Genomic DNA, 23,956 nt, shown 5'->3' with positions numbered 1-23,956 from the left:
AATATTTACATTTGCCTCGCTTTTGGTTTCTTGTTTTGTAAAAGAAATGGAATTAAAAAGGGAATCTCGTTTAAATCGAGAACTGTACCCGCAGCTGTAAGCTCTAAAAAAGCTTTTAACACTATGTCACTGTCAATATTTTGATGGGAAGACGTTAAAAGTAGAGTAAGTCAGAAAACCTGCCAAAAAGCAAAATTTATATACAAAACTTTCGGGAGTAAAAGTTGAAGTGTTTGAAAACTACCTATAGGTTTAGTTCTTACTCTTTGTTTTATTCTTGATGAAACAAAAGTAGAATGAAAAAATCAATTTTTTTTAAACTATTTTATGCAATAAACGGAGTATTTTTTGCGCTAAAAATAGTTTTTCTAATAGCTACTATCCATCTTAATTTATTAAGTAATGGGTAAAAACTTAGCAACAGCAACTACTACTACTACTTTTTTCTTTTGTGATGGAGATTCTTGTCAAAAGGCAGGAGGCGAAATTGTAACTAGAAATGCAAGAGCCTATATAAGAAATAATAACCTTTGGAATAAAACCCACACCATTAAAACTAGATGTAACGGTAGGTGCGAAGATGCTCCAACCTGTATTGTGCAATCTGGAAACTATTGGTATAAAAACTTAACAGCTTCTAAAATTCAAGAAATTATAGCATCTCATGTCAATGAACAAAAGGGGGTAACCCCTTATTTATTGTATCAAAATAATTGGGGTAAAGTAATTTCTGAAAAAGAAATAAAACCAATACAACCAAATGGTTTTCAGCAGAAAAATGATGTGGATTTGGGGATGTGTTGTATTACAAAAGGATTTAGTTCAGATCAATATTTATTTCCGTTATTTCTATTTCTTTTTCAAACAAAAAGTGGCGCTACGTTACAATTAAATAATGGTGAATTATTTGATTTTAAAGATTTGGTTGCAGTGCGATATGAAGATGTTTATGCAATAAATCTAGAATTTATAAATAACAAAAGCATCCATTTAATTATAGGTTTTGTTCCAAAAAGGAACCTATAGAACTGGTACAACAAAAAATAACGAGTACAGAATATTTTAGGTTGACAAGTAATGGCGCTAAAGGCATAGGATTTAAAAATAAAATAGGAGAAACAGTCGCAATAATTAAATTGGATTCAACAAAAAATACAATTTGGAATTATTGTTTAAATATTCAATTGGGAGGAATTTTAGAACCTCATATAAATGAAACAAATGTCTAAGAAAATAGCAATACTTGGTGTTGGATGGTTAGGAGAATCATTAGCCATAAATCTGCATCAAAAAGGAAATTTAATTACAGGAAGTACATCATCAATTGCTAAATCAAAAGAATTAGCAAAGCATCCTTTTTATGTTAGTAGGATTGAAGTTTTACCAACTAAAATTATAGGAGATTGGGATAGTTTTATTGAAGATACAGCATATTTAGTTATCAATATTCCTCCAAGAAGAATAGAAAATATATTAACTATTTATCCAAGTATAATAGCACAAATTGCAAATAAAACGCCAAAGAATGTAAAAGTGATTTTTGTAAGTACTACGGCTGTTTATGGTGCTAGTGCTATTCCTATTTCTGAAAGTATTGAAGCTATTCCAGTGAAAGAATCGGGTGTTGCCGTTTTGGCAGCTGAAAAAGTAATTCAAAATCATTTTGGTGAAAACGCAACAATTTTACGTTTAGCAGGATTAATTGGTCCTGACAGACATCCAGGGAAATTTTTAGCAGGGAAAAGAGTCTTAAAAAATGCTTCAGCTCAGGTGAATTTAATTCACAGAGAAGATTGTATAGGTCTTATAAATGCTATAATTGAACAAGATTGTTTTGGCGAAATTATCAATGGTTGCGCTTCAAAACATCCAGTAAGAGCAAATTATTATAAAAATGCAGCTAAAATTTTAGAATTAGATCAACCTGTTTTTGAGGCTTCAGAAAAAATTTCAGAAAAGAAAATAATTGATAACTCTAAATCTAAAGAGCTGTTGAATTTTACATACAAATTTGACAATCCTGAACAAATTTTCAAAAGTGAGTCTGAAGGTACGGTTTCTATCATAGGCGCAGGTCCAGGAAATATTAAACTATTAACACTTCAAGCGTATGAATTAATAAAAGATGCTGAAATTATATTACACGATAACTTAATTAGTGAAGAAATTTTAGATATAAATACAACTGCGGAAAGAGTTTATGTAGGACGAAAATTTGGAGATAAATTCTGTCAAATGGAGCGTCAAGATAATATCAATATGTTATTTCATAAATATTATTATTTAGGAAAAAAGGTTGTTCGTATAAAATCAGGTGATCCATATATTTATGGAAGAGCAGGTGAGGAAGCTCGTTATTTAACCAAAGAAAAAATACCATTTAATGTTGTGCCAGGTATTTCGGCGGCGTTAGCTGCTGCAAGTTATTGCAATATTCCAATTACCGAACGTAAAAAATCTAACGCAGTTTTAATTTGTACAGCACATACAGCCGATTATTCATTTGATCAGCTAAAGGGTATTGCATCTTTATTAAAGGCAGGTAATTCATTGGCTTTATATATGGGGTTAAAAAGTTTAGATAAATTAATTCCAAAATTAATTGAAGTTACTGGAAATCCAAACATTCCAATCAATGCTATTTCCAATGTATCTCGAGCAAATAAACTGTTGCTAAGTTCAACATTAGGAGAAATAGAAGCAGCTATAAAAGAAAATCCATTACCAATGCCAGTAGTGTTTTTAATAGGAGTTGAACCAATTCAATAATTATGAAAAAAGGAATTTTATTATGTGGTCACGGTAGTAGAACCAAAACGGGTACTACTGCATTTAAAGAAATGGTTGATGTTTTGAAGGCAAGGTATGCTGATTATGAAGTTGATTATGGTTTTTTAGAATTCAATCATCCTTTATATGAAGCTGCAGTAGAGCGTATGTATGAAAAAGGGATTCGTGAAATTTATGCGTTACCAATTATACTTTTTGCAGGTTCTCATGCCAAAAATGACATTCCGTATGAGTTAAATACGTTACAATCTTACCATTCAGATTTAACTATAAAAATGGGGAAACATTTAGGTGTTAGTACTTTTTTATTGGATTTATCTCAGAAAATTATTTTAGAAAAAGAACAAGAATTACCAGCAATACCAAGAAAAGAAACGGCTTTAATTGTGGTAGGAAGAGGAACCACTGATCCTGATGCAAATTCAGATGTACACAAATTATGTAGTATGCTTTGGGAAGGAATGGGATTTGGTTTTGCTACCGTTGGGTATAGCGGTACGGCGTATCCAAGTGTTAAAGAATCAATGGAGTTTGTTGAGAAATTAGGTTTTAAAAGAACCTATGTAATTCCATTTTTCTTTTTTACAGGAATTTTGTTAGAACGTATTTATAAAGCTGTTGAAGATTTTAACGAAACAACCACAAATACCTATATATCAACAAAACCTTTTGGAAAAGATGAGCTGATTTTAAAAGCTTTTGATGAACGCTTAGATGAGGCAATTAATGGAACGGGAAATATGAATTGCCAAGTTTGTAAATACCGTAAGCAAATTGTTGGGTTTGAAGAGGAAATAGGAAAAGAACAAATAGGTCACCATTTAAATGTGAAAGGAATTTTGTTTGAAGAAGATGAAAAAGTAGGTGCTAAAAAAAGTATTTCAAAAACATTAAAAAATATTTTAGGAATTTAATCAATTCCAATAAAAAAAGAATAAATGAATACAAAATCAATTATTTATGGAGTTTCATTAGGACCAGGAGATCCTGATTTAATTACCTTAAAAGGATTAAAAGTTTTACAAGAAGCAGATAAAATTTACTACCCTGGATCTTTGTTTAAAAGCGGAGTGAAATCAAGTTACTCACTAAGTATTTTAGAGCATTATAAATTAGATGCAACTAAATTTGAAGGGTTCTATTTAGAAATGGATTTGGCACGAGTTAAAGTAAGTAAATTATACGATTTAACTTTTGAACAAATTAAGGAGGATTATAAAAAAGGCTTGAAAATAGCCATTGTAAGTGAAGGAGATGTAAATACGTTTAGCTCTTTTTCATATTTGTTAGAGAAAATTAAAAAAGAAAATTTCAATGTAGAATTAATCCCTGGAATTACTTCATATGCATTAGCCGCTTCAGAACATTTAGCACCTTTATGTTTACAAAATGAAAAGCTTATTATTTTACCAAGAGTACAAACTGAGGCAGAATTAGAAGAAGCTTTAACATATTTTGATACTGTTGTTTTAATGAAAATTAAATCGGCAATGGGTGTGGTTAATAAGGTGCTTTCCAAGGGGAATTATTTCGTTAATTATTCTGAAAAATTAGGAACAAAAAATCAATTTATAGCTTCTAATTTAGAAGAAATTAACAAAAGAGATATTCCATATTTCTCTTTAATAACTATCAAAAAATGAAAATTACAGTAGCAGGTCTTGGACCAGGAGATAAAAATTATATGTTGCCATTAGTAAAAAATGCGTTGGCATTAGCTGATGTTGTTATTGGGTATGATTACTATTTTCAATTTGGAAAAGAGTTTTTCAGAGAAGATGCAGAGTTAATCTCAATGCCTTTAGGAAAGGAAGAAGCGCGTGCAGAAAAAGCAATTGAAAAGGCAAAAGAAGGTAAATATGTTGTTGTAATTGGTTCTGGTGATGCCAGTATTTATTCAATGGCAGCAATTGTTTACGAAATGGTTGCTAAACGAGATATTGAAAACCTTGAATTAGAAACCTTACCAGGTATTTCAGCATTTTTAGCCTCAGGAAGTAAATTAGGAGCACCACTAGGTCATGATTTCTGTTGTATTTCATTGTCAGATTTAATGACACCTTGGAATGTGATTGAAAAAAGAATTAGAGCAGCTGCAATGGGAGATTTTGTAACAAGTTTATACAATCCAAAAAGTATAAAAAGACACTGGCAGTTAGGTAGATTACAAAAAATATTTTTAGAAGAAAGAAGCGCTTCAACACCCGTAGCTATTGTAAAACAAGTGACACGTCCAGATGAAAATATTAAAATTACTACGCTTGGAGAATTCAACCCAGAAGATGTAGATATGTTTAGTTTGGTAATGATTGGGAACTCTCAAACATTTCAATTTAAAAACTATTTGGTAACGCCTCGTGGATACTTAAATAGAAAACCACATACAGGAAAAGAAATTCAGCAAGAAAGCTTTAGAATAGTTACAAATCATATTCAAGATTTAGACTACGCTAATAATGATAAATGGGCAATTACACGTGTAATTCATACCACAGGAGTTTTAGACGATCACCAGTTTTATAAATCTACTGAAAATGCAATTTCAACCTTACATAACTACCTTAAAAGCGGAGGTGAAATTATCACTGATGTAACTATGGTAAAAGCTGGAATTACGAAAGCTTTTAGTGAACAATATGGAACAAGTATCCATTGCTATTTAAATGATGAAGATGCACAGAAATTAGCCGTAAAAGAAAATATTACACGTTCTCAGGCAGGAATTAGAAAAGCCATTGAATTGCATCCAAACGCATTGTACGTTATTGGAAATGCACCAACTGCTTTAATGGAAATTACAGATCAGATTAGAAATAATAACGGTTTTAAACCAACGGGAGTTATTGGAGCACCCGTAGGATTTGTAAATGTAATTGAGTCTAAAGAACAATTATCACAGGTAAAAGATACCGATTGGGTACTTATTGAAGGAAATAGAGGAGGAAGTAATGTAGCAGCAGCAATTGTAAATGCGGCTTACACATTAGAAGAAGCTTCAACTTACTTCGAATCATAAACAAATTCCAATGAACAAATTTACTTCAGAAGACATAGAAACTTTAGAAAACATCATTCTTTCCAGAAGAGATGTTAGAGGAAACAGGTTTATAGATAAAGATATTTCAAAAGAAGATCTTGAAAAAATATTGTTTGCGGGTGTAAATGCGCCTTCTGTTGGATTTTCTCAGCCTTGGGAATTTGTTGTGGTAAAAGATGCTGCCATTAGAACTAAAATTAAGCAAAGCTTTTTTGAAGAAAATGAAAAAGCGGCTGATTTATTTGAAGGAAAAAAAGGAGATGCTTATACCCAATTGAAATTAGAAGGAATTTCAGAATCGGCTTTAAATATAGCAGTATTCTATAAGCCTAAAGAGCATCCAGTTTTAGGACAAACTTCTATGAAAGAGGCTGGAGTATTTAGTGTGGTTTGCGCTATACAAAATATGTGGTTAATGGCAAGAGCATTAGGTGTGGGGCTTGGTTGGGTTAGTATTTTGAACCCAAATAAAGTTAAAACTATTTTAAATGCACCAGAAGACCGAGAATTGATAGGTTATTTATGTTTAGGACACGTAGATTTTTTTTATGAAAATCCTGAGTTGGAGAAATTAAAATGGGAAAAAAGAAAAACTATTGACGAAGTTTTAATTTACAATCACTATTAACAATGAGTAAAAGACAACATATAGAATTTTATTTGGTTGGTATTGGCAATCATTCCAAACCAATTATAAATGATGCCATTTTGTTTTTAATACAAAGTACCAAGGTTTTTTCTGGCGGAAAAAGGCATTACGAACTCGTGAAATCAATGTTGCCAAAACAACATACTTGGATAGAAATATCTGGAAGAATGGATTCCGTTTTATTAAAATACGGTGATGCGCATAAACCAATTATGATTTTTGCTTCAGGTGACCCTTTCTTTTATGGGTTTGGAAACACATTAAAAAGGTATATGCCAGAAGCTAGTATCAAATCATTTCCATATTTCAATAGTATTCAACGGTTATGTCAAAAAACAATGATTGATTATAGTTTATTGCGTTCAGTATCTGTTCACGGTAGAGTTTGGTCAGCGTTAGATATTGCTTTAATTCATGAAGAGCCTTTGATTGGAGTTTTAACCGATAACAAAAAAACGCCTGCAGCTATTGCAGCACGTTTGTTAAAATATGGTTTTGATAATTATAATATTACAGTAGGAGAAGAATTAGATGGTGATGATGAAAAAATTAACACTTATAGTTTAAAGGAATGCCAGTTGTTAAATCATCAAAATTTAAACTGTGTACTATTGGAGCGGAAATTTGTGAAAAATAGTTCTTTTGGAATTCCAGATGCAGATTTTATTCCACTTCCGAACAGATTGAATATGATTACCAAAATGCCTATTCGGTTGAGTACTTTAAACGCTTTACAATTAAAAAACACAGCTGTTTTCTGGGATATTGGAGCGTGTACTGGCTCTGTATCTATTGAAGCAAAAAAACATTTTCCGCATTTGGATATTACCGCTTTTGAAAAAAGAGAGGAATGTAGCGCAATTATTCAGTTGAATAAAGAACGATTTTCAACGCCGGGAATTAACGTGGTAATCGATGATTTTTTCGATTTAGACTTGTCAGAATATCCAACTCCAGATGTTGTTTTTATAGGTGGTCACGGAAATAGATTGAAAGAAATGATTCATAAAATATATCAGTTAAATCCTTCAACAAGATTTGTAACCAACGCAGTAAAAGAAACAACTAGTACAACCTTTGTAAATGAGCTGACAGCACTTGATTATGCTATTGATAGCACAAGTATTCAGTTAAATCAACACAATAAAATTACAATTCACGCAGCAGTGAAAAATTAGAAAAAATGAAAAAAATAAGCATCATAGCAATTACGGATAAAGGGATTGAACAAGCCTTAGTTTTACAAAAACAATTTCCAAAATCATTAATAATTACAACGCGTACATCTGATAATAAACATGTATCAGTAGTCTCTTCAATTTCAGATTATCTGGCTGATAATTTCTCGAAAATTGACGGCATCTGTTTTATCAGTGCCTTGGGAATTTGTGTACGCACAATTGCACCATTTTTAAATGATAAATATAAGGATGCAGCTGTAATTTGTGCTGACGAATTGGGATTAAATGTACAGTCTGTAATTAGCGGACATACTGGCGGTGCCAATGATTTTGCAAATAAAGTTGCGCAATTATTGGGTGGAAAAGCAATTATTTCAACATCAAGTGATGTGCAAGAAATTTGGGGGGTGGATACGCTTGGAAAACAATTTAATTGGAAAACAGAAAGTACTTCGACATTAAATGAAGTAATGGCTTTATTTGTAAATAATAAGCCTACTGCTTTATTGTTAGATGTAAAAGACCACGGAACGGATTTTTTAGAAAAGAGTCTACCCAATTTTGTCACTGTTTTTTATAATGAAAGTGAAATTGATTTCACTCAATTTGAATTATTAATAGCCGTAACGTATAAAGAAATTACAACTACAATTCCAGTATTGTATTATGTACCTAAAGTGTTATCTGTTGGTTCAGGTTGTTCAAAAAGTTTAGATGAACGTTTATTTGATGAAACTTTTAAAGTAAAATTCGAAGAAAAAGGATTGTTGTTCTCAGCTATTGAAAACTTTGGTTCTATTGATATTAAAGCAAAACAAAGTGCTTATTTAGATTGGAGTAAAAATAATAAGACTCCTTTTAAAACTTTTACTTCTGAAGAAATTGATACTGTAAATGTGCCAAACCCAAGTTTAATGGTACAAGAAAAAATTGGAGTGGACGGTGTTTCAGAATCTACAGCTATGTTAATGGCAAATACCAAAACATTATTAGTTGAAAAGCAAAAAGTTATTTTGGATAATAATGAAAAATTCACGTTTGCCGTTGCTTTAAATTCAAAGGTTGAAAGAAAAGCTCAAATAGCAATTATTGGAGCAGGTCCTGGTGATGAAGAATTAATTACTGTAAAAGGAAAACAATACTTAGAAAATGCTGATTGTGTGTTATATGCAGGGAGTTTAATTCCTGAAGAAATGACCAATTGGTGTAAAAAAGGCGCTGTGGTTCGTAATTCAGCTTCAATGACTTTGGAAGAGCAAGTTGCTTTAATGCAAAAACATTATATCAAAGGAAATTCAATAGTTCGTTTACAATGTGGTGATCCTTCTATTTATGGCGCTATTCAAGAGCAAATGACCATTTTTGATGAATTAGGAATGGAATACTTTATCGTTCCTGGTATCTCTTCATTTAGTGCCGCTGCGGCAGCATTAAAATCAGAATTTACAATTCCTGAAGTCGTACAATCTATTATTTTAACTAGAGGAGAAGGTAAAACACCATTACCAGCAACTGAAAAATTAGTTGAAATGGCAAAGCACAAAGCTACTATGTGTTTGTTTTTAAGTGTTGGTATTGCGAAGAAAGTTCAAAATCAATTATTAGAACATTATGATGCAAGTACACCAGTTGCTGTGATGTACAGATTGACTTGGAAAGATGAAGAAATTTACCAAGGAAAATTAGAGGATTTGGCACAAATAGTAAAGGATAGTAAAAAATCGAGAACTGTTTTAATTATTGTTGGTGAAGCCATTGGAGCACGAAAAAATAGATCACATTTATACAGTCCAGAATGGAAACACATTTTTAGAACAAACAAAAAATTTGTTTTAAACGAGTAAATAGAGCGCACTTCGACAAGCTCAGTGTGACAATTATAGAAAGAGTGCAATTCGACAAGCTCAGTGAGACAATTTTAGAAGAGATAAAAAAATAAGAGAATAGAGATGATATTAGTTTTTGGAGGAACAACAGAAGGTAAACAAGCAATTGAGGTGTTAGAAGCACTTCAATTGCAGTATATCTATTCCTCTAAAACTGAAATAAAAGTGGAATTAGGTGATTGTGGAATTTATCGTTTTGGTGCTTTTTCTGTTGAAAATTTAGAGCAATTTATTTCTGATAAAAATATTACAGCCATTATTCACGCATCACATCCTTTTGCGGAAGAATTACATAGAACAATTGATGTAGTTGCCGAAAAATGTGAAATACCCGTTTATAGATTGCAAAGAGAGTATCCTGAGAGAATACAACATGCAATGATTCATTATGTAGATGATTATGAAGATGCATTGACTCTGTTGCATGAAAAATTCAATGGAAAAATCTTATTGGGATTAACAGGAGTTCAAACAATTGTAAAGTTTGAAAACTTTTGGAAAAATAACTTGAGTTATTTCAGAATTTTAGATAGACCATCTTCAAAAGATATTGCGTTGAAAAGCAATTTCCCAGAAAGTCAATTGATTTTGGGTTATCCAAATACATCAGTTGAAGCTGAGGTTGCACTTTTTCAACAAAAAATTATTGAAGTTGTGATCACCAAAGAAAGTGGGAATAGCGGCGCATTGTCGGTGAAGATAGATGCTGCAAAACACTGTAATATTCCAATTGTAATTATAAAAAAGCCTGAATTACCAATCTCTTTTCAATTGGTGAACAATAAATCAGCTTTGTTAGAAATTTTAAAAACAACAGTTCAATAAAATGGGATTAAGAAAAGTACCAGACGGACCTTTAAGAGATGGTTTTACAACCGGAACTTCTGCTACGGCAGCTGTTAAAGCAGCGTTGGTATCTATTATTGAACAAAAAAAACAATCGAAAGTCAATGTTCATTTGCCAATAGATAAAATATTGGAGATTAAAATTCATACCAATGAATTTACAAATGATAGTGCAAAATGCAGTGTTATAAAAGATGCAGGAGATGATCCGGATGTTACAAATGGCGCTGAGGTTGGCTGTGAAATTCAATTGACTAAAAGTAAAGAAATCAAGTTTGTTGGTGGTGAAGGTGTTGGTACGGTTACATTGCCCGGTTTAGAGTTGGCAGTTGGCGAACCAGCTATTAATCCTGTTCCAAGAAAAATGATGACAAGTGCAGTTCAAAAGTTATTGCACGACTATGATCTAGAATGTGGCTTGGTAATTTCAATTTTTGTAACCAATGGAAAAAAAATGGCAAAACGTACCTTGAATGAACGTGTCGGAATTTTAAATGGTTTATCCATTTTAGGAACTTCAGGAATTGTAAAACCATATTCCTCATCATCCTATATTGCAAGTATTGAACAAGGAATTGATGTTGCTGTCGCAAATGGAATTAATGAAGTTGTTATTAATTCTGGAGCGAGAAGTGAGAAGTATTTACGACAATTATTTCCAAATTTAACAGAACAATCTTTTATTCATTTTGGAAATTGGATAGGAGAAACTTTAAATAAAATAAGCACTTCAAAAATAGAAAAAGTAACGATTGGAATTATGTTGGGGAAAGCGGTGAAATTGGCTTATGGTAGAACGGATACGCATAGTTGTGTTTCTAGTTGGAATAAAGAATTTGTTGTAAGTGTTGCTGCAGCTTGTGGTTATGATTCAACAACAACCGATAAAATTTTAGAACTAAATATGGCAGGAAGATTAACTGAAATATTTCCGTTTAATAGTGAAGAAAATTTTTATCAAAAGCTATTGGAAAAATGCTATTTCCAAAGCAAAGAAATAATTAATAAAGTAGCATTAGATGTGTACTTAATCGGTAAAAGTGGCGAGTACATTAAATATAAAAAAATATGAGTATAGTAAATTTGGTGAGACCCTTAATGGCTGGTGTTTTACATTCATTTGAGCCAGATCACGTTACTGCAATTTCTGTATTAGCAACAGAAAATGCAATTACAAAAGAAAAAACATCATTTAAAACAGTTTTACAAGCTTCTCAATGGGCTTTAGGGCATTCTTTAACATTGTTATTGTTTGGAGTTGTAGCCTTGCTATTTAAATCTTCGTTAGGACTTTTTATTCAAGATATTTCTTACTGGGCAGAAGTCTCTGTTGGTCCAATTATGATTTGGTTGGGAGTTACTGCAATTAGAAGAAATCATAGAATCAAAGAGATGATTCAAAAGCATAAAGAAATTGAAGAACACGATCATTTAGATTCAAATTTAATCCATTTACACGGTAAAGGTGGTGAAGAAATAGCAATGAATCCAATGAATAAATCTTTTTGGGTTGGTATGTTACACGGATTGGCTGGTACTGGTGGAGCGTTAACTTCGGCATTGGTTATTAGTGCCGCAACAATTACAGATGCTGTTATTGTTTTAGTGGTTGAATGTTTGGGAATTATCATTGCAATGGGTGTTTATAGTTATTCTTTAATTGCCGTAATGAGTCGTTTTATAGAGAAGAATCTTTCCATTTTTAAATGGATGAATGGTGTTGCTGGTTTGGCTTCCATTTTAATAGGTTCTTATTGGATTTATAATACAATTTTTGCTGTATGAAAACATTAAATAACATATTTCCATTTTCTGCAATTGTCGGTCAAGACGATTTTAAATTGGCCTTGCTATTGAATGTTATTGATCCTTTATTAGGTGGTGTTTTGGCCATTGGAGATAAGGGGACAGGTAAAACAACTTTAATTCGTTCTTTGGCTCATTTAATTGAAGCTGAAGATTCGTTTCCTTTTGTGAATTTACCAATTGGTGTTTCTGAAGATCGGGTTTTAGGGCACGTGAATTTAGAGAAGTTGATTAATGAAAAGAGAGAGCAAGTTCAACTTGGATTATTAGCAAAAGCGCATAAAGGTTGCTTATATATTGATGAAATTAATTTGTTAAATGATTATTTAATGGATGTTTTATTAGATGCATCCGCTACCGGATCTTACCATTTGGAAAGAGAAGGAATTTCAAAAACTATTGAAAGTCGCTTTTGTTTAATTGGATCAATGAATCCTGAAGAAGGAGATTTACGTCCGCAATTAAAAGACAGATTTGGATTAAGTGTTGTTATAAAAACAGCTATTTCTTTGGAAGAAAGAACTCAAATTATTTCGAACAGATTGCAATTTGATGACCATCCACAAGATTTTGTAACTACTTATGCTGAAAAACAAGAAAAAATAGTTGAGCAAATTAAAAATGCTCAGAAAAATTTGAAGTCTATAAAAATAGATGAAAGTTTATATGAAATAGCAGCTAATTTGGCCTTGATAAATGAAGTTGAAGGGCATAGAGCAGATATTTTATTGTTGAAAACTTCAAGAGCGTATGCAGCATATTTAAGCGATACTATCGTTGAAGAGTTTCACTTGCAAAAAATAGCTCCTTTTGTATTGAATCATCGTTCAAATAATGGCGATTTTTCTAAAGAACAGAGTAATTCAAAAGAAGAACAACAACAAGAACAGCAACACCAAGAACAACAAGAAGAAAATTCTTCAAATAGTTCACAACAAGAGCATACATTTCAATCCATAATTCCTGCCAATGAACGTAAGCATTTAAATGGGGTAAAGGCTGGCTCAAAAAATGGAGCGAATACCAAGAGTTATCATCAGCAAAATCAATTGACTGAAAGTCCTTCAGAATTGAAGAATATTGACAATAGAAAAACGGTTTCTCAATATTTAGCTACGGATAAATTCGAAATAAAAAACAAATTTCAACAAAGTAAAACACAACCACATCTAATATTTTTATTGGATTCAAGCGGATCCATGTTAAAAGAAAAAGTGGTTGCGTATGCCAAAGGTTTGGTGGAGAAATTCGCAAAATCAGAGAGTGGTTTAAAACCTATTTATTCATTAATTTCATTATACAATGGTGATGCCGATTTAATACAAGACTCATCCAAAGATATGGATGAATTGCTAGAGAAACTGAAAGACATTAAAACAGGAGGTAAAACAAATATTATTCCTGCTTTTAAGAGAATTAAAGCCTTGACAAACAATTCAAAGGACATCAATTATGAATTAATCATTATTACGGATGGTAAATTTAATACCGATGCGGAGAATGCTTTTGATGAAGCCGTTATTGCTTGTCAGACCTACTGTAAATCTGTACATCAATTAACCGTTGTAGATGCTGAAAAAGGTTTGGTGAAATTAAATTTAGCGCAAAAATTTGCAACAAAAATTAGAGCGAATTACGAACCTTTAATGCTACAAAATGGTTAAACAAATTCCTCAATTTATTATTGCTGCACCTACAAGTAATTCAGGTAAAACTACCATTACTTTAGGTTTACTTCGTGCTTTAGAAAATCGTGGTATTTCTACGCAACCTTTTAAAGTTGGGCCAGATTATATCGATCCTAAATTTCATAAAGTAGCCTGCGGAAAAAATGGTTTGAATCTGGATTTATATATGACAGATACCGATGATATTTTAGCAACCTATGCAACATATGCTAAAGATAAAGGAGCTGTTTGTGTTGAAGGTGTGATGGGCTTATTTGATGGTGCCAGAAGGTCCAACGGAAGTACGGCAGAAGTTGCAAAAGTGTTGGATTTACCTATTATTTTGGTCGTTGACGCTAAGTCTGTAGCCTATTCTGTTGCTCCATTATTGTATGGTTTTAAAAACTTCGATAAATCGTTGAATATTGCTGGAGTCATATTTAACAGAGTGAATACCAAGAGTCATTATCAATTCTTATTAGAAGCTTGTGAAGATGTTGGTATTCCGGCTTTGGGTCACGTTCCATTTCTTGCCGATTGTGAAATTCCTTCCAGACATTTAGGATTGTCTATTCAAGAAATGCAAGGTTACGATTCAGTAATTGAAAAAGTTGCTAATGCAATGGAGGAAACAGTGGATATAGATTCATTATTGGATTGTTGCTTGTTGGATGAGAAGTCAACGAATGAAATTCCGACTATTTCAACTTCAAAAAAAATAAACATTGCTGTTGCTGAAGATGAAGGATTTAATTTTAGCTATGTTCAAAATGTTGAATGTTTAAAACAATTTGGTGATGTTACGTTTTTTAGTCCGTTAAAAGATGAAAAATTGCCCCATGTAGATTTGGTGTATTTACCTGGAGGTTACCCCGAATTTTACACAAAACAATTGTCTGACAACAAATCAATGCTTCAAAGCATCAAGAATTTTGCTGAAGCAGGAGGGAAGATTATTGCTGAATGTGGCGGAATGATGTATTTGGGGAAATCTATTATAGATAAAGAAGGAAATGAATTTGAAATGGCCAATGTTTTTGATTTTTCAACTTCAATGCAAGCAATGAAATTGAATTTAGGTTACAGAACCATTCAGTTTGATGATTTTGAATTGAAAGGTCACGAATTTCATTATTCAACAATCTTTCAACATAAAAATTCAAAAAGTATAGCAACCGTGTTTAACGCAAGAGAAAGCGAAGTAGATACGGTTGTGTTTCAATATAAAAATGTTTTAGCATCCTACATTCATTATTATTTAGGACAAGAAAAACTATTAAAAAACCTATTAAAATTACTTACTAACTAAAAAATTAAAAGAGATGAAAGTTTACACTCGAAAAGGAGATAAAGGACAAACAGGAGTTTTTGGAGGAAGCAGACAATATAAAGACTCACCAAGAGTGGAATGTATTGGAACTATTGATGAAGCAAATTCAACCATTGGACTGTTAAGAGCTAAATTGGGTGAAACCCACGAATGGCAACCAAATTTACATAAAATTCAAAAGGACATTATGAATATGATGTCTCATTTGGCACGTCCTTCAGATGCAAGAAAGGAAAATGAAAATCCGAGACCAGAAGATGGGGCAGAATTTTGTGAACAATGGATTGACGAATTGGAAGGAGCAATGAGTGCTTCTTCAGATTATTTTTTATTACCTGGAGGAAATGAAATTTCAGCATTATGCCACGTTTGTCGTACACAAATTAGAAGAGGAGAGCGTAAAATGGTAACGTTAATGCGAGAAGATCCTGAAAGTGTCCACGATTATATTTCAGCGTATATAAACAGATTGTCTGATTTGTTTTTTACAATGGCAAGAGCTGAAATGGACAAGCAAGGAGTTGCTGAAGAAAAATGGAATTTATTTCTATATAAAAGAAAAAAGAAAACTACTAAGTAAAAATAGCTACAAATGAAAAAAATACCTATTACTGTTATAACAGGTTTTCTTGGAGTAGGAAAAACTACGTTAGTTCACAATATGATTAAAAATGCCAACGGTAAAAAAATTGCTGTGTTGGTAAACGAATTTGGTGAAATTGGAATTGATGGAGATATTATAAAATCGGGTTGTGGAGATGATGAATGCAACTTAATTGAATTGGCAAATGGCTGTATTTGTTGTACCGTTCAAGAAGAGTTTTTGCCCGCTATGTTAGATTTAATTGAGCGTAAAAATGAAATAGACCATATTGTGATAGAAACTTCTGGTTTGGCAATGCCTAAACCTTTGATTAGAGCTGTAAACTGGCCAGATTTAAAGCCGCATATAACCATTGATTCTGTAATTACAGTTGTTGATGCTGTTGGAATGATTACAGGTGAATTATGTGATAGAGAACGAGTTCAAAAACAACGTTTGGCTGATGATTCTTTGGATCACGAAATACCCATTGAAGAATTATTTTTAGATCAGTTGTCTTGTGCAGATTTGGTATTGGTTAGTAAAACCGATTTATTAGAAGCTGAGAAATTAGCCGAGGTTAAGAACCTAATTATTAAAAAAGCCAGACCAAATGTAAAAATTATTTCCATTCAAAATGGATTAATTGATAATGAATTGTTATTGGGGATTGAAGCAAGTACGGAAGATGATTTAGACAATCGTCATTCAATTCACGAACATCACCATGAGCATCATCATGACCACGACCACGATGATGATATCAATACCATTGTTGTTGAATATCCTGAAACTGCTGATATTAGACAATTGGTAGCAACATTAAAAACACGTGTTCAACAAGAAGAAATTTACAGAATAAAAGGTTTTGTAAATATTCCAAACAAACCAATGCGTATGGTATTACAAGGTGTTGGCGAGCGTTTTGATTACTATTTTGACAGACCTTGGAAAGCAACCGAAATAAGAAAAACAAGCTTGGTTATTATTGGTCGTAATTTGAAATCAATTGCTGAAACTGTTTTATCATGACAATCAAACCAACATAATTTGCATTTAATATCAACCATACCTGGAGGCTGGAATCCTAATGACGAAGGTGTTTTTTATGTACAACAAAAACCTGGAGATGTGTTGTTTTTATCAGCAGCAGATACCGATTTGTACATTCTAAATAAAGTATATAAAAAATTATATGCTGAAAATGAGAAGCTACCAAGTTTACGATTGGCAAATCTCAGCTATTTTAAACAAGAGCTAACCATTGATACTTATATTGAAGAAGTAGTTTCAAAGGCAAAAGTGGTTGTTTTGAAGTTATTGGGAGGTACCGCTTATTTTTCCTATTTGTGTGAAGCGATTTCTGATTATGCTGAAGAAAATGACATTCAGTTAATCTTTATGCCAGGTGATGATAAGCCAGATTTAGAATTAATGCAATTATCTACACTTCCATTAACAGAAGTAGATAGTATTTGGAACTATTTAATGGCTGGTGGATCGGATAATACAGAAGAAGCTCTTAAAAAAATATTGAATTCAACTTTAGCTGTTGATTTTCAAATTAAAGAAAAAATAAATACGCCGGAGTTGTTTTTATTTCATCCTAAAGAAGGTGTATTAACAACAGCTTATAAACCAACAAATCAACCGTTGGCAATTATTTTTGGATATAGAAGCTATTATTTAGCTGATAATTTAGATCCAATTTTAAAATTGACTGAAAAGTTAGCGGAAAATGGAGTGTTGGCCATAACTGTAATGGCTTTATCTTATCGAGATAAAAACATAAAATATAGCATTCTTGAATTATTAAAAGAACATAATTTAAGCACGCCAAAAGTAATTATTAATACAACTGGTTTTTCAATTCAATCGTTTAACGAAACTACTGAAGATGGCTTGTTTAACACGTTTAATGTTCCTGTAATTCAAGGAATAATGGCAAGTTGTAATAAAGAAACTTGGGCTGAAGGTAGTTTTGGGTTGCCTCCAACGGATGTTGCTATGAATATTGCTTTGCCTGAAGTTGATGGTAAAATTATTTCTACAGCTATTTCATTTAAAGAAGCTTTAGAAAAAGATGATTTAACCGATTCTGAAGTCGTAAAATATGTTGCTTTTGATGAAGGTTGTAACAAGGTTGCTAAACAAGTAAAAGCTTGGATCAGGTTGAATAGTAAAGAAAACAACGAAAAAAAAATTGCTTTAGTCGTTCCAAATTATCCGAATAAAAATAGCAGATTGGCGAATGGAGTTGGTTTAGATACACCACAAAGTACGGTAGATTTAATTCACGAATTAAACAAAGTTGGATATGATTTAGGGGCAGATATTCCTAATACTGTTGATGATTTAATAACTCAATTAACGGAGAATATTACCAACGATCCTGATTCTTTGCATTCAGCAACAATAAATTTGACTATTCCAGCAAGTGACTTTTTTGCCTATTACAATAATTTAGCCATTTCATTACGTGAAAAGGTTGAAGAGCAATGGGGAAACCCAACTGATTCTCCTAATTACAGAAATGGCAATTTTATAATTCCTGGAGTTTGTTTAGGAAATGTTTTTGTAAGTATTCAGCCAAGTAGAGGATATGATATTGATTTACAAGCAACCTATCACTCACCAGATTTACCGCCAACATATGCGTATTTGGCGTATTATGTTTGGTTACAGCAGTATTTTAAAGCGGATGCCATTATTCATATGGGAAAACACGGGAACTTGGAATGGTTGCCAGGAAAAAGTGTTGCTTTAAGTGAAGAAAGCTGTTTTCCGAGTGCTATTTTAGGCGAAATTCCACATTTCTATCCGTTTATTATCAATGATCCGGGTGAAGGTACACAAGCAAAAAGAAGAACACACGCTATTATTTTAGATCATCTAATTCCTCCAATGACTCGTGCTGAAAATTATGGGGATTTGTTGAAGTTAGAATTGTTAATTGATGAATTTTATGAAGCCGCTTTATTAGATCCTAAAAGAGCTAGTTTGATAAAAAGTAAGATTGAAGCATTGGTGAATACCACCAATTTGAAATCCGATTTAAATAATGATGGTAAAGATATTGATGAATTGTTAGAAGTAATTGATGGTTATTTATGTGAATTAAAAGAGGCACAAATTAGAGGTGGACTTCATATTTTTGGAAAACATCCAGAAGGTGAAAAATTAACCGATTTAATGGTGGCTTTACATCGTTTACCATCAACTAATAATCCAGGGATTACGCAAGCTATTGCAAACGATTTAAAACTTAATTTTAATCCGATTGACGTGGATTTTGAATTGAATTATAATCATTTTATAGATTCCATTCAATGTAGAACTTATGGTCAAGCGGTTGAAATATTAGAGCTGAAAGCGAAAAATTATATTGACGATTTGTTAAATAATGAATTGAATAAAGAAGGTTTAGGTACTGAAACGTTGGCTGTTATTAATGAAGTCGAAACTTCTACGTTACCAAAAATCACAAGAACCAAAGATGAAATTACAAACCTGTTAAAAGGTTTAAATGGAAGTTATGTTCCTCCCGGTGGTTCAGGTGCTCCAACACGAGGAAGGTTAGATATTTTACCAACTGGGAAAAACTTTTATTCTGTAGATACAAGAACAATTCCTTCTCAATCAGCGTATGAATTAGGTGTGAAAAGTGCTAAAAATATTATTGATCGTTATGTTCAAGATCAAGGAGAATATCCAACCTCCATTGGAATTTCTGTTTGGGGAACTTCAACAATGCGAACAGGAGGAGACGATATTGCGCAAGCATTTGCTTTATTAGGAGTTCGGCCAATTTGGTCTGGAATGAATAGGAGGGTAAGTGATTTTGAAATTATATCATTATTAGAATTAAAACGACCAAGAGTTGATGTTTTATTGCGTATTTCTGGATTTTTCAGAGATGCATTTCCTGATGTAATTTCATTATTTAATGCTGCCATTGAAAAAATTGCGACGTTGGATGAAGATGATGAAATGAATCCTATAAGAAAACGATTCAATGCTGAAAAAAAGGATTGGGTAGCTAAAGGATTATCTGAACAACAAGCAGAAGAGCGCTCACTGTACCGGGTTTTTGGATCGAAACCTGGAGCTTATGGAGCAGGATTACAAGGTTTAATTGACGGAAAGAACTGGGAAACACAAGAAGACTTAGCGCAAGTATATATCAATTGGAGCGGTTTTGCGTACTTCGGAAACAAAAATGAAGGAAAATCTGCTCACGAATCTTTTGAAAAACGCTTAGAAAATATTGAAGTTGTAATTCAAAATCAGGATAACAGAGAACACGATTTGTTAGATTCTGATGATTATTACCAGTTTCAAGGCGGAATGACTTCCGCAGTAAAAAAGGTTAAAGGAGAGCAACCAGAAACATTCTTTGGAGACCATTCAAGACCCGATAATCCCAAAATTAAAACGTTAAAAGAGGAATTACATAAAGTATATCGATCACGCGTTGTAAATCCGAAATGGATGAGCGGAATGCGTGATCACGGTTATAAAGGTGCTTTTGAAATGACAGCTACAATGGATTATTTGTTCGCCTATGATGCTACCACAAATTTAATTGAAGATTTCATGTATCAGGGGATTACAGAATCTTACTTATTTGATGAAGAGAATAAAGCATTTATTGAGAAAAATAATAAATGGGCTTTAAAAGATATGTCTGAGCGTATGTTGGAAGCTATTCAAAGAGGTATGTGGGAAAATCCTTCGGAAGAAACCGTTGAAAAATTGCAGAACTTATTTTTGGAATCTGAAAATGAGTTGGAATAAATTTGAATAAAATAGTTATTATGAAAAAATTAGGAATTGCTTTATGTGTGTTATTAATACCTTTTAAAGGATTTAGTATGCATATTGCTGAAGGTTTTTTGCCTAAAGAATGGGCTTTGTTTTGGGTGGTTATTTTTACGCCGTTTTTAATAATAGGTTATAGGAAATTAAAAAAACAACTAGAAGAAGTTCCAAAAGCTAAAATGTTATTTGCGGTTGTAGCAGCATTTGTATTTGTCTTGTCATCATTTAAAATACCATCAGTTGCAGGAAGTAGTTCGCATTTAACAGGTATTGCATTGGGTGCAATTTTGTTTGGAGCGTCTACTATGTCTGTTGCAGGAGTAATTGTCTTATTATTTCAAGCTTTATTGCTTGCCCACGGGGGAATTACTACGCTTGGAGCAAATGCTTTTTCAATGGCTGTTGTTGGTGCATTTAGTGCAGTTTTGGTATATAAATTAGCATTGAAACTAAAACTATCACAATGGTTAAGTATTTTTTTAGCAGCTGTTGTATCTGATATTTTAATATATGTTGCTACTTCATTTCAATTAGCTTTAGCGTTCCAATCAGAAACAAATAGTTTATTAGAAAATACGAATAAATTTTTGAGTGTTTTTGCTATAACACAGGTTCCGTTAGCTTTAATTGAAGGTGTTTTTACCGCTTTTGTATTTAAGCTTATTATGAATTACAGTAAAACAGAGCTTCTAACAATAAATCCTTCATTGAAATGAAAAATAGAAAAATAATTAATATTACAATTATTGCTGTTGCTTTAGGACTTATTGCAATGCAGTTTTTTTTAGCAGATATTGTATCCAATTTTGCAGGTACAGACGATCAAACAGTTGGAATAATTAATGAATTAGCGCCTAACTATAAGCCTTGGGCTGAAAGTATTTGGGAACCATCAGGAGAATGTGGAGAAACCCTTTTATTCGCTTTTCAAACAACTTTGGGGTTAAGTGTAATAGCATTTTATTTTATTCAAAGAAATTCAAAACAAAAAGCGTAAATGCTCATTAAAGATTTATATAATTACAATCATAAACTAGTGAAAACACCTGTAGTCATAAAAAGTCTATATGTGTTACCTGCATTTATATTGTCTATTATTTCAACTAATATATTTTTTCATATTGGTATTGTTGTCATTTTTTTAATAGCAATTATATATGTAACACAACAGTCAATTTTAAAATTACTAAAACTATTTTTAATACCAAGCGCTTTTATTTTTATAGGGTGTTTAACATTGCTTGTGTCAATTAATTTGAATGGAAATTGGCATACGTATATTTATTTTAACAAGGAGACATTACCTGTTGCTATATCCATTTTATTTAGAAGTTATGCAATTGTAAGTGTTGTGTATTTTTGGTTATTAACGCATACAATTTCTGAAATTGCAGAAATTATGTTTGTTTGTAAAATAACAAGCTTGTTTATAGAGTTGTTTGTGCTTATCTATAAGTTTATTCATATGCTTATGTATACTACTAAAACCATGTTAATTGCTCAAAAATGTAGAATGGGCTATGCTTCTATTCGAAAAAATTCAATAAACTCATTTGTCTATCTTTTTGGAGCCGTTTTTAAACAATCTATGCTGCAAACTTCAAAAATAGAAATAGCAATGGATTCAAGGTTAGGAAATAATGAATATCTATTTGTAAAACCAAAATTGAATTTCGATATAAAAAAGATAACAATTCCTTTAGCGGTAAACATGGCAATAGTTGCAGCCTTTATAATTTCTATAATATGATTCAAAATATAATTGAACTGAACAATATTAGTTATACCTATCCGAATGGTGATACAGCTTTAAATGGAATTAATTTAGAAATTCCGATAGGAAAAAAAATTGCTTTACTTGGAGGGAATGGAGCAGGGAAGTCAACTTTAATGTTGTTGCTTAATGGTATTTTAAAACCTACAAAAGGAGATTTGTCATTTAAAAATGTAGCGTATAGTTATAAGAAAAAAGGATTACGAGAATTGCGATCTAAAATAGGGTTGTTATTTCCTGAACCCGATTATCAATTAATAGCACCTAGCGTATATGAAGAGATTTCTTTTGGTTTATTGAATAAATTTAAAGATGTTGAGATTGTAAGAGCAAAAGCAGAGAAAGTAATTATTGATTTTTCGCTAGAATCTATTATAAATAAACCACCATATCAATTAAGTACTGGACAAAAAAAGCGGGTGTGTTTAGCTTCAGTATTAGCAATGGAGCCTGAATTAATTGTTTGTGATGAACCAGCTTCTAACTTGGACCCTATGTATTCAAAATTAATTTTTAATTATTTAGATACGTTACATAAAAAAGGAAAAACAATATTAATTTCAACTCACGATGTTAATAGGGCATATTTTTGGGCAGATTATGTTATCATAATGGATAAGGGTGAAATACTTGAAAAAGGAGTTCCAGATACTATTTTTGAAGATAAAGAATTGCTAAAAAAAGCTAATTTAAATCAACCTTTTATTATTGACTTTTTAAATAAGTTTGGAGATGAATTTATAGGTACATTTAAAGAAATTTCAATGTTGAAAAAACACTACAAAAAAACTTTTATATAGCGTGTTGACTTTTGTCTTATCTAACTTAAAAATGAGTTGTTAAAAGATCATTGTTTCCCAAAGTCAATTATTGCCCTCATTATATTTAACTAGGTAAATTATATTAGTGTATTGCACCTTTAAGTTTGTCTACTTCAATATTATTAACCCTCAATAGGGTTCTGCCTCATCTGCTAAAAATAAGTTTTTAGACTTAACTAATATTGGAAACTAAATTAGTAAACCCTCTATAGGAATGGATGCGAAAAGTATCAGTCGTTGGAATTCTTTTATTGGATAACCAGCACATTTGTTGCTAAATAAAAGAAGAGGAATCATGAAAAAAAATAATCTTGTTACAATCCTTGTCTTATGTTTTGTGTAAAGGTAATTACAGTTTAATATAATTACAGGTAAAAAAGTCGTAGGCGAAGCCAATGGAATAAATTGAACAGTTTTTCGTGATTTATTGAATATAGTTAGCCGCCAATATGTAACTCAAATATAAACTGCGGAATGTTGCGGGAAAACTACGGAAACAAAAAAAAACAGCGGAAATTCAACGGAAAAACAGCGGAAAGTAGCGGAAAACAGCGGAAAATAGATAGACCAGTCTAAATTAAGAGGAATTTATTTTAATCCATCTTAATTTTTAAGTTGCGTTATTCTGAATAATTTCAAACACACCTTCTCCCAGTTTTTTTTAAAGTAAATTTGCGATCTGTAATAAATACATTCTAAAAACACTACAAAACCATAGAATACGCCACCACATAAACACCAAGAGCCACCAATTCTTTATTAAAT

The 23,956-nt window shown here is 32.0% G+C and carries 20 protein-coding genes and 1 riboswitch; all 20 genes read left to right on the top strand.

Annotation, left to right across the window (positions count from 1 at the left end; translation table 11 throughout):
• Positions 1 to 6: 6 nt before the first annotated feature.
• Positions 7 to 201: riboswitch (cobalamin riboswitch) on the top strand.
• 201 nt (positions 202 to 402) lie between these two features.
• The gene (locus CHB67_RS08365; RefSeq protein ID WP_089381311.1) at positions 403 to 1,026 is read left to right on the top strand and encodes a (2Fe-2S) ferredoxin domain-containing protein; all 624 of its coding nucleotides are present in this window, start codon (positions 403 to 405) and stop codon (positions 1,024 to 1,026) included.
• 195 nt (positions 1,027 to 1,221) lie between these two features.
• Positions 1,222 to 2,769: a uroporphyrinogen-III C-methyltransferase gene (gene cobA / locus CHB67_RS08360; RefSeq protein ID WP_176461241.1), complete on the top strand. Its 1,548-nt coding sequence runs from the start codon at positions 1,222 to 1,224 to the stop codon at positions 2,767 to 2,769.
• Positions 2,770 to 2,771: 2 nt separating this feature from the next.
• Entirely contained in the window at positions 2,772 to 3,704 is a 933-nt protein-coding gene (locus CHB67_RS08355) for a sirohydrochlorin chelatase (protein WP_245813470.1), read from the top strand.
• 24 nt (positions 3,705 to 3,728) lie between these two features.
• Positions 3,729 to 4,433 carry a precorrin-2 C(20)-methyltransferase gene (gene cobI / locus CHB67_RS08350; protein WP_089381308.1) on the top strand — a complete coding sequence of 235 codons (705 nt, stop codon included), beginning with the start codon at positions 3,729 to 3,731 and terminating at the stop codon, positions 4,431 to 4,433.
• Positions 4,430 to 5,806 (top strand): precorrin-3B C(17)-methyltransferase, encoded by a 1,377-nt coding sequence (gene cobJ, locus CHB67_RS08345; protein WP_089381307.1) that lies wholly within the window; start codon positions 4,430 to 4,432, stop codon positions 5,804 to 5,806. Before cobI ends, cobJ begins: the two co-directional genes overlap by 4 nt.
• Before the next feature lie 10 nt (positions 5,807 to 5,816).
• Positions 5,817 to 6,455, top strand: coding sequence for a 5,6-dimethylbenzimidazole synthase (gene bluB / locus CHB67_RS08340; protein ID WP_089381306.1), 639 nt, complete (start codon positions 5,817 to 5,819; stop codon positions 6,453 to 6,455).
• A 2-nt stretch (positions 6,456 to 6,457) separates the two neighbouring features.
• Entirely contained in the window at positions 6,458 to 7,654 is a 1,197-nt protein-coding gene (cbiE, locus tag CHB67_RS08335) for a precorrin-6y C5,15-methyltransferase (decarboxylating) subunit CbiE (RefSeq protein WP_089381305.1), read from the top strand.
• A gap of 5 nt (positions 7,655 to 7,659) precedes the next feature.
• Positions 7,660 to 9,501, top strand: a complete 1,842-nt coding sequence (cobM, locus tag CHB67_RS08330) for a precorrin-4 C(11)-methyltransferase (protein WP_089381304.1) — start codon at positions 7,660 to 7,662, stop codon at positions 9,499 to 9,501.
• Positions 9,502 to 9,606: 105 nt separating this feature from the next.
• On the top strand, positions 9,607 to 10,368 hold the full coding sequence (gene cobK / locus CHB67_RS08325) for a precorrin-6A reductase (protein ID WP_089381303.1): 762 nt from the start codon (positions 9,607 to 9,609) through the stop codon (positions 10,366 to 10,368).
• Between the two features lies 1 nt (position 10,369).
• Positions 10,370 to 11,461, top strand: coding sequence for a cobalt-precorrin-5B (C(1))-methyltransferase CbiD (gene cbiD, locus CHB67_RS08320; RefSeq protein ID WP_089381302.1), 1,092 nt, complete (start codon positions 10,370 to 10,372; stop codon positions 11,459 to 11,461).
• Positions 11,458 to 12,174, top strand: coding sequence for a cytochrome c biogenesis protein CcdA (locus CHB67_RS08315; protein ID WP_089381301.1), 717 nt, complete (start codon positions 11,458 to 11,460; stop codon positions 12,172 to 12,174). The genes cbiD and CHB67_RS08315 overlap by 4 nt, the downstream gene beginning before the upstream one ends.
• Positions 12,171 to 13,859, top strand: a complete 1,689-nt coding sequence (locus tag CHB67_RS08310; RefSeq protein ID WP_089381300.1) for an AAA family ATPase — start codon at positions 12,171 to 12,173, stop codon at positions 13,857 to 13,859. Before CHB67_RS08315 ends, CHB67_RS08310 begins: the two co-directional genes overlap by 4 nt.
• On the top strand, positions 13,852 to 15,171 hold the full coding sequence (locus tag CHB67_RS08305; protein ID WP_089381299.1) for a cobyrinate a,c-diamide synthase: 1,320 nt from the start codon (positions 13,852 to 13,854) through the stop codon (positions 15,169 to 15,171). The genes CHB67_RS08310 and CHB67_RS08305 overlap by 8 nt, the downstream gene beginning before the upstream one ends.
• A gap of 13 nt (positions 15,172 to 15,184) precedes the next feature.
• The gene (locus CHB67_RS08300; protein ID WP_089381298.1) at positions 15,185 to 15,772 is read left to right on the top strand and encodes a cob(I)yrinic acid a,c-diamide adenosyltransferase; all 588 of its coding nucleotides are present in this window, start codon (positions 15,185 to 15,187) and stop codon (positions 15,770 to 15,772) included.
• Positions 15,773 to 15,784: 12 nt separating this feature from the next.
• Positions 15,785 to 16,807 carry a cobalamin biosynthesis protein CobW gene (gene cobW / locus CHB67_RS08295; protein ID WP_089381297.1) on the top strand — a complete coding sequence of 341 codons (1,023 nt, stop codon included), beginning with the start codon at positions 15,785 to 15,787 and terminating at the stop codon, positions 16,805 to 16,807.
• 18 nt (positions 16,808 to 16,825) lie between these two features.
• Complete coding sequence (gene cobN / locus CHB67_RS08290) at positions 16,826 to 20,572, top strand: cobaltochelatase subunit CobN (RefSeq protein ID WP_089381296.1); 3,747 nt, start codon at positions 16,826 to 16,828, stop codon at positions 20,570 to 20,572.
• 20 nt (positions 20,573 to 20,592) lie between these two features.
• Positions 20,593 to 21,312 (top strand): energy-coupling factor ABC transporter permease, encoded by a 720-nt coding sequence (locus tag CHB67_RS08285; RefSeq protein WP_089381295.1) that lies wholly within the window; start codon positions 20,593 to 20,595, stop codon positions 21,310 to 21,312.
• Positions 21,309 to 21,593, top strand: coding sequence for an energy-coupling factor ABC transporter substrate-binding protein (locus tag CHB67_RS08280; protein ID WP_089381294.1), 285 nt, complete (start codon positions 21,309 to 21,311; stop codon positions 21,591 to 21,593). The genes CHB67_RS08285 and CHB67_RS08280 overlap by 4 nt, the downstream gene beginning before the upstream one ends.
• Positions 21,594 to 22,346: an energy-coupling factor transporter transmembrane component T family protein gene (locus tag CHB67_RS08275; protein WP_089381293.1), complete on the top strand. Its 753-nt coding sequence runs from the start codon at positions 21,594 to 21,596 to the stop codon at positions 22,344 to 22,346.
• On the top strand, positions 22,343 to 23,170 hold the full coding sequence (locus CHB67_RS08270) for an energy-coupling factor ABC transporter ATP-binding protein (protein WP_089381292.1): 828 nt from the start codon (positions 22,343 to 22,345) through the stop codon (positions 23,168 to 23,170). The genes CHB67_RS08275 and CHB67_RS08270 overlap by 4 nt, the downstream gene beginning before the upstream one ends.
• The last annotated feature ends 786 nt before the right edge of the window (positions 23,171 to 23,956 follow it).

The organism is Lutibacter agarilyticus (genome assembly GCF_900188235.1).
GTDB lineage: Bacteria > Bacteroidota > Bacteroidia > Flavobacteriales > Flavobacteriaceae > Lutibacter > Lutibacter agarilyticus.
This window is presented reverse-complemented; position numbering and strand designations above follow the sequence as displayed.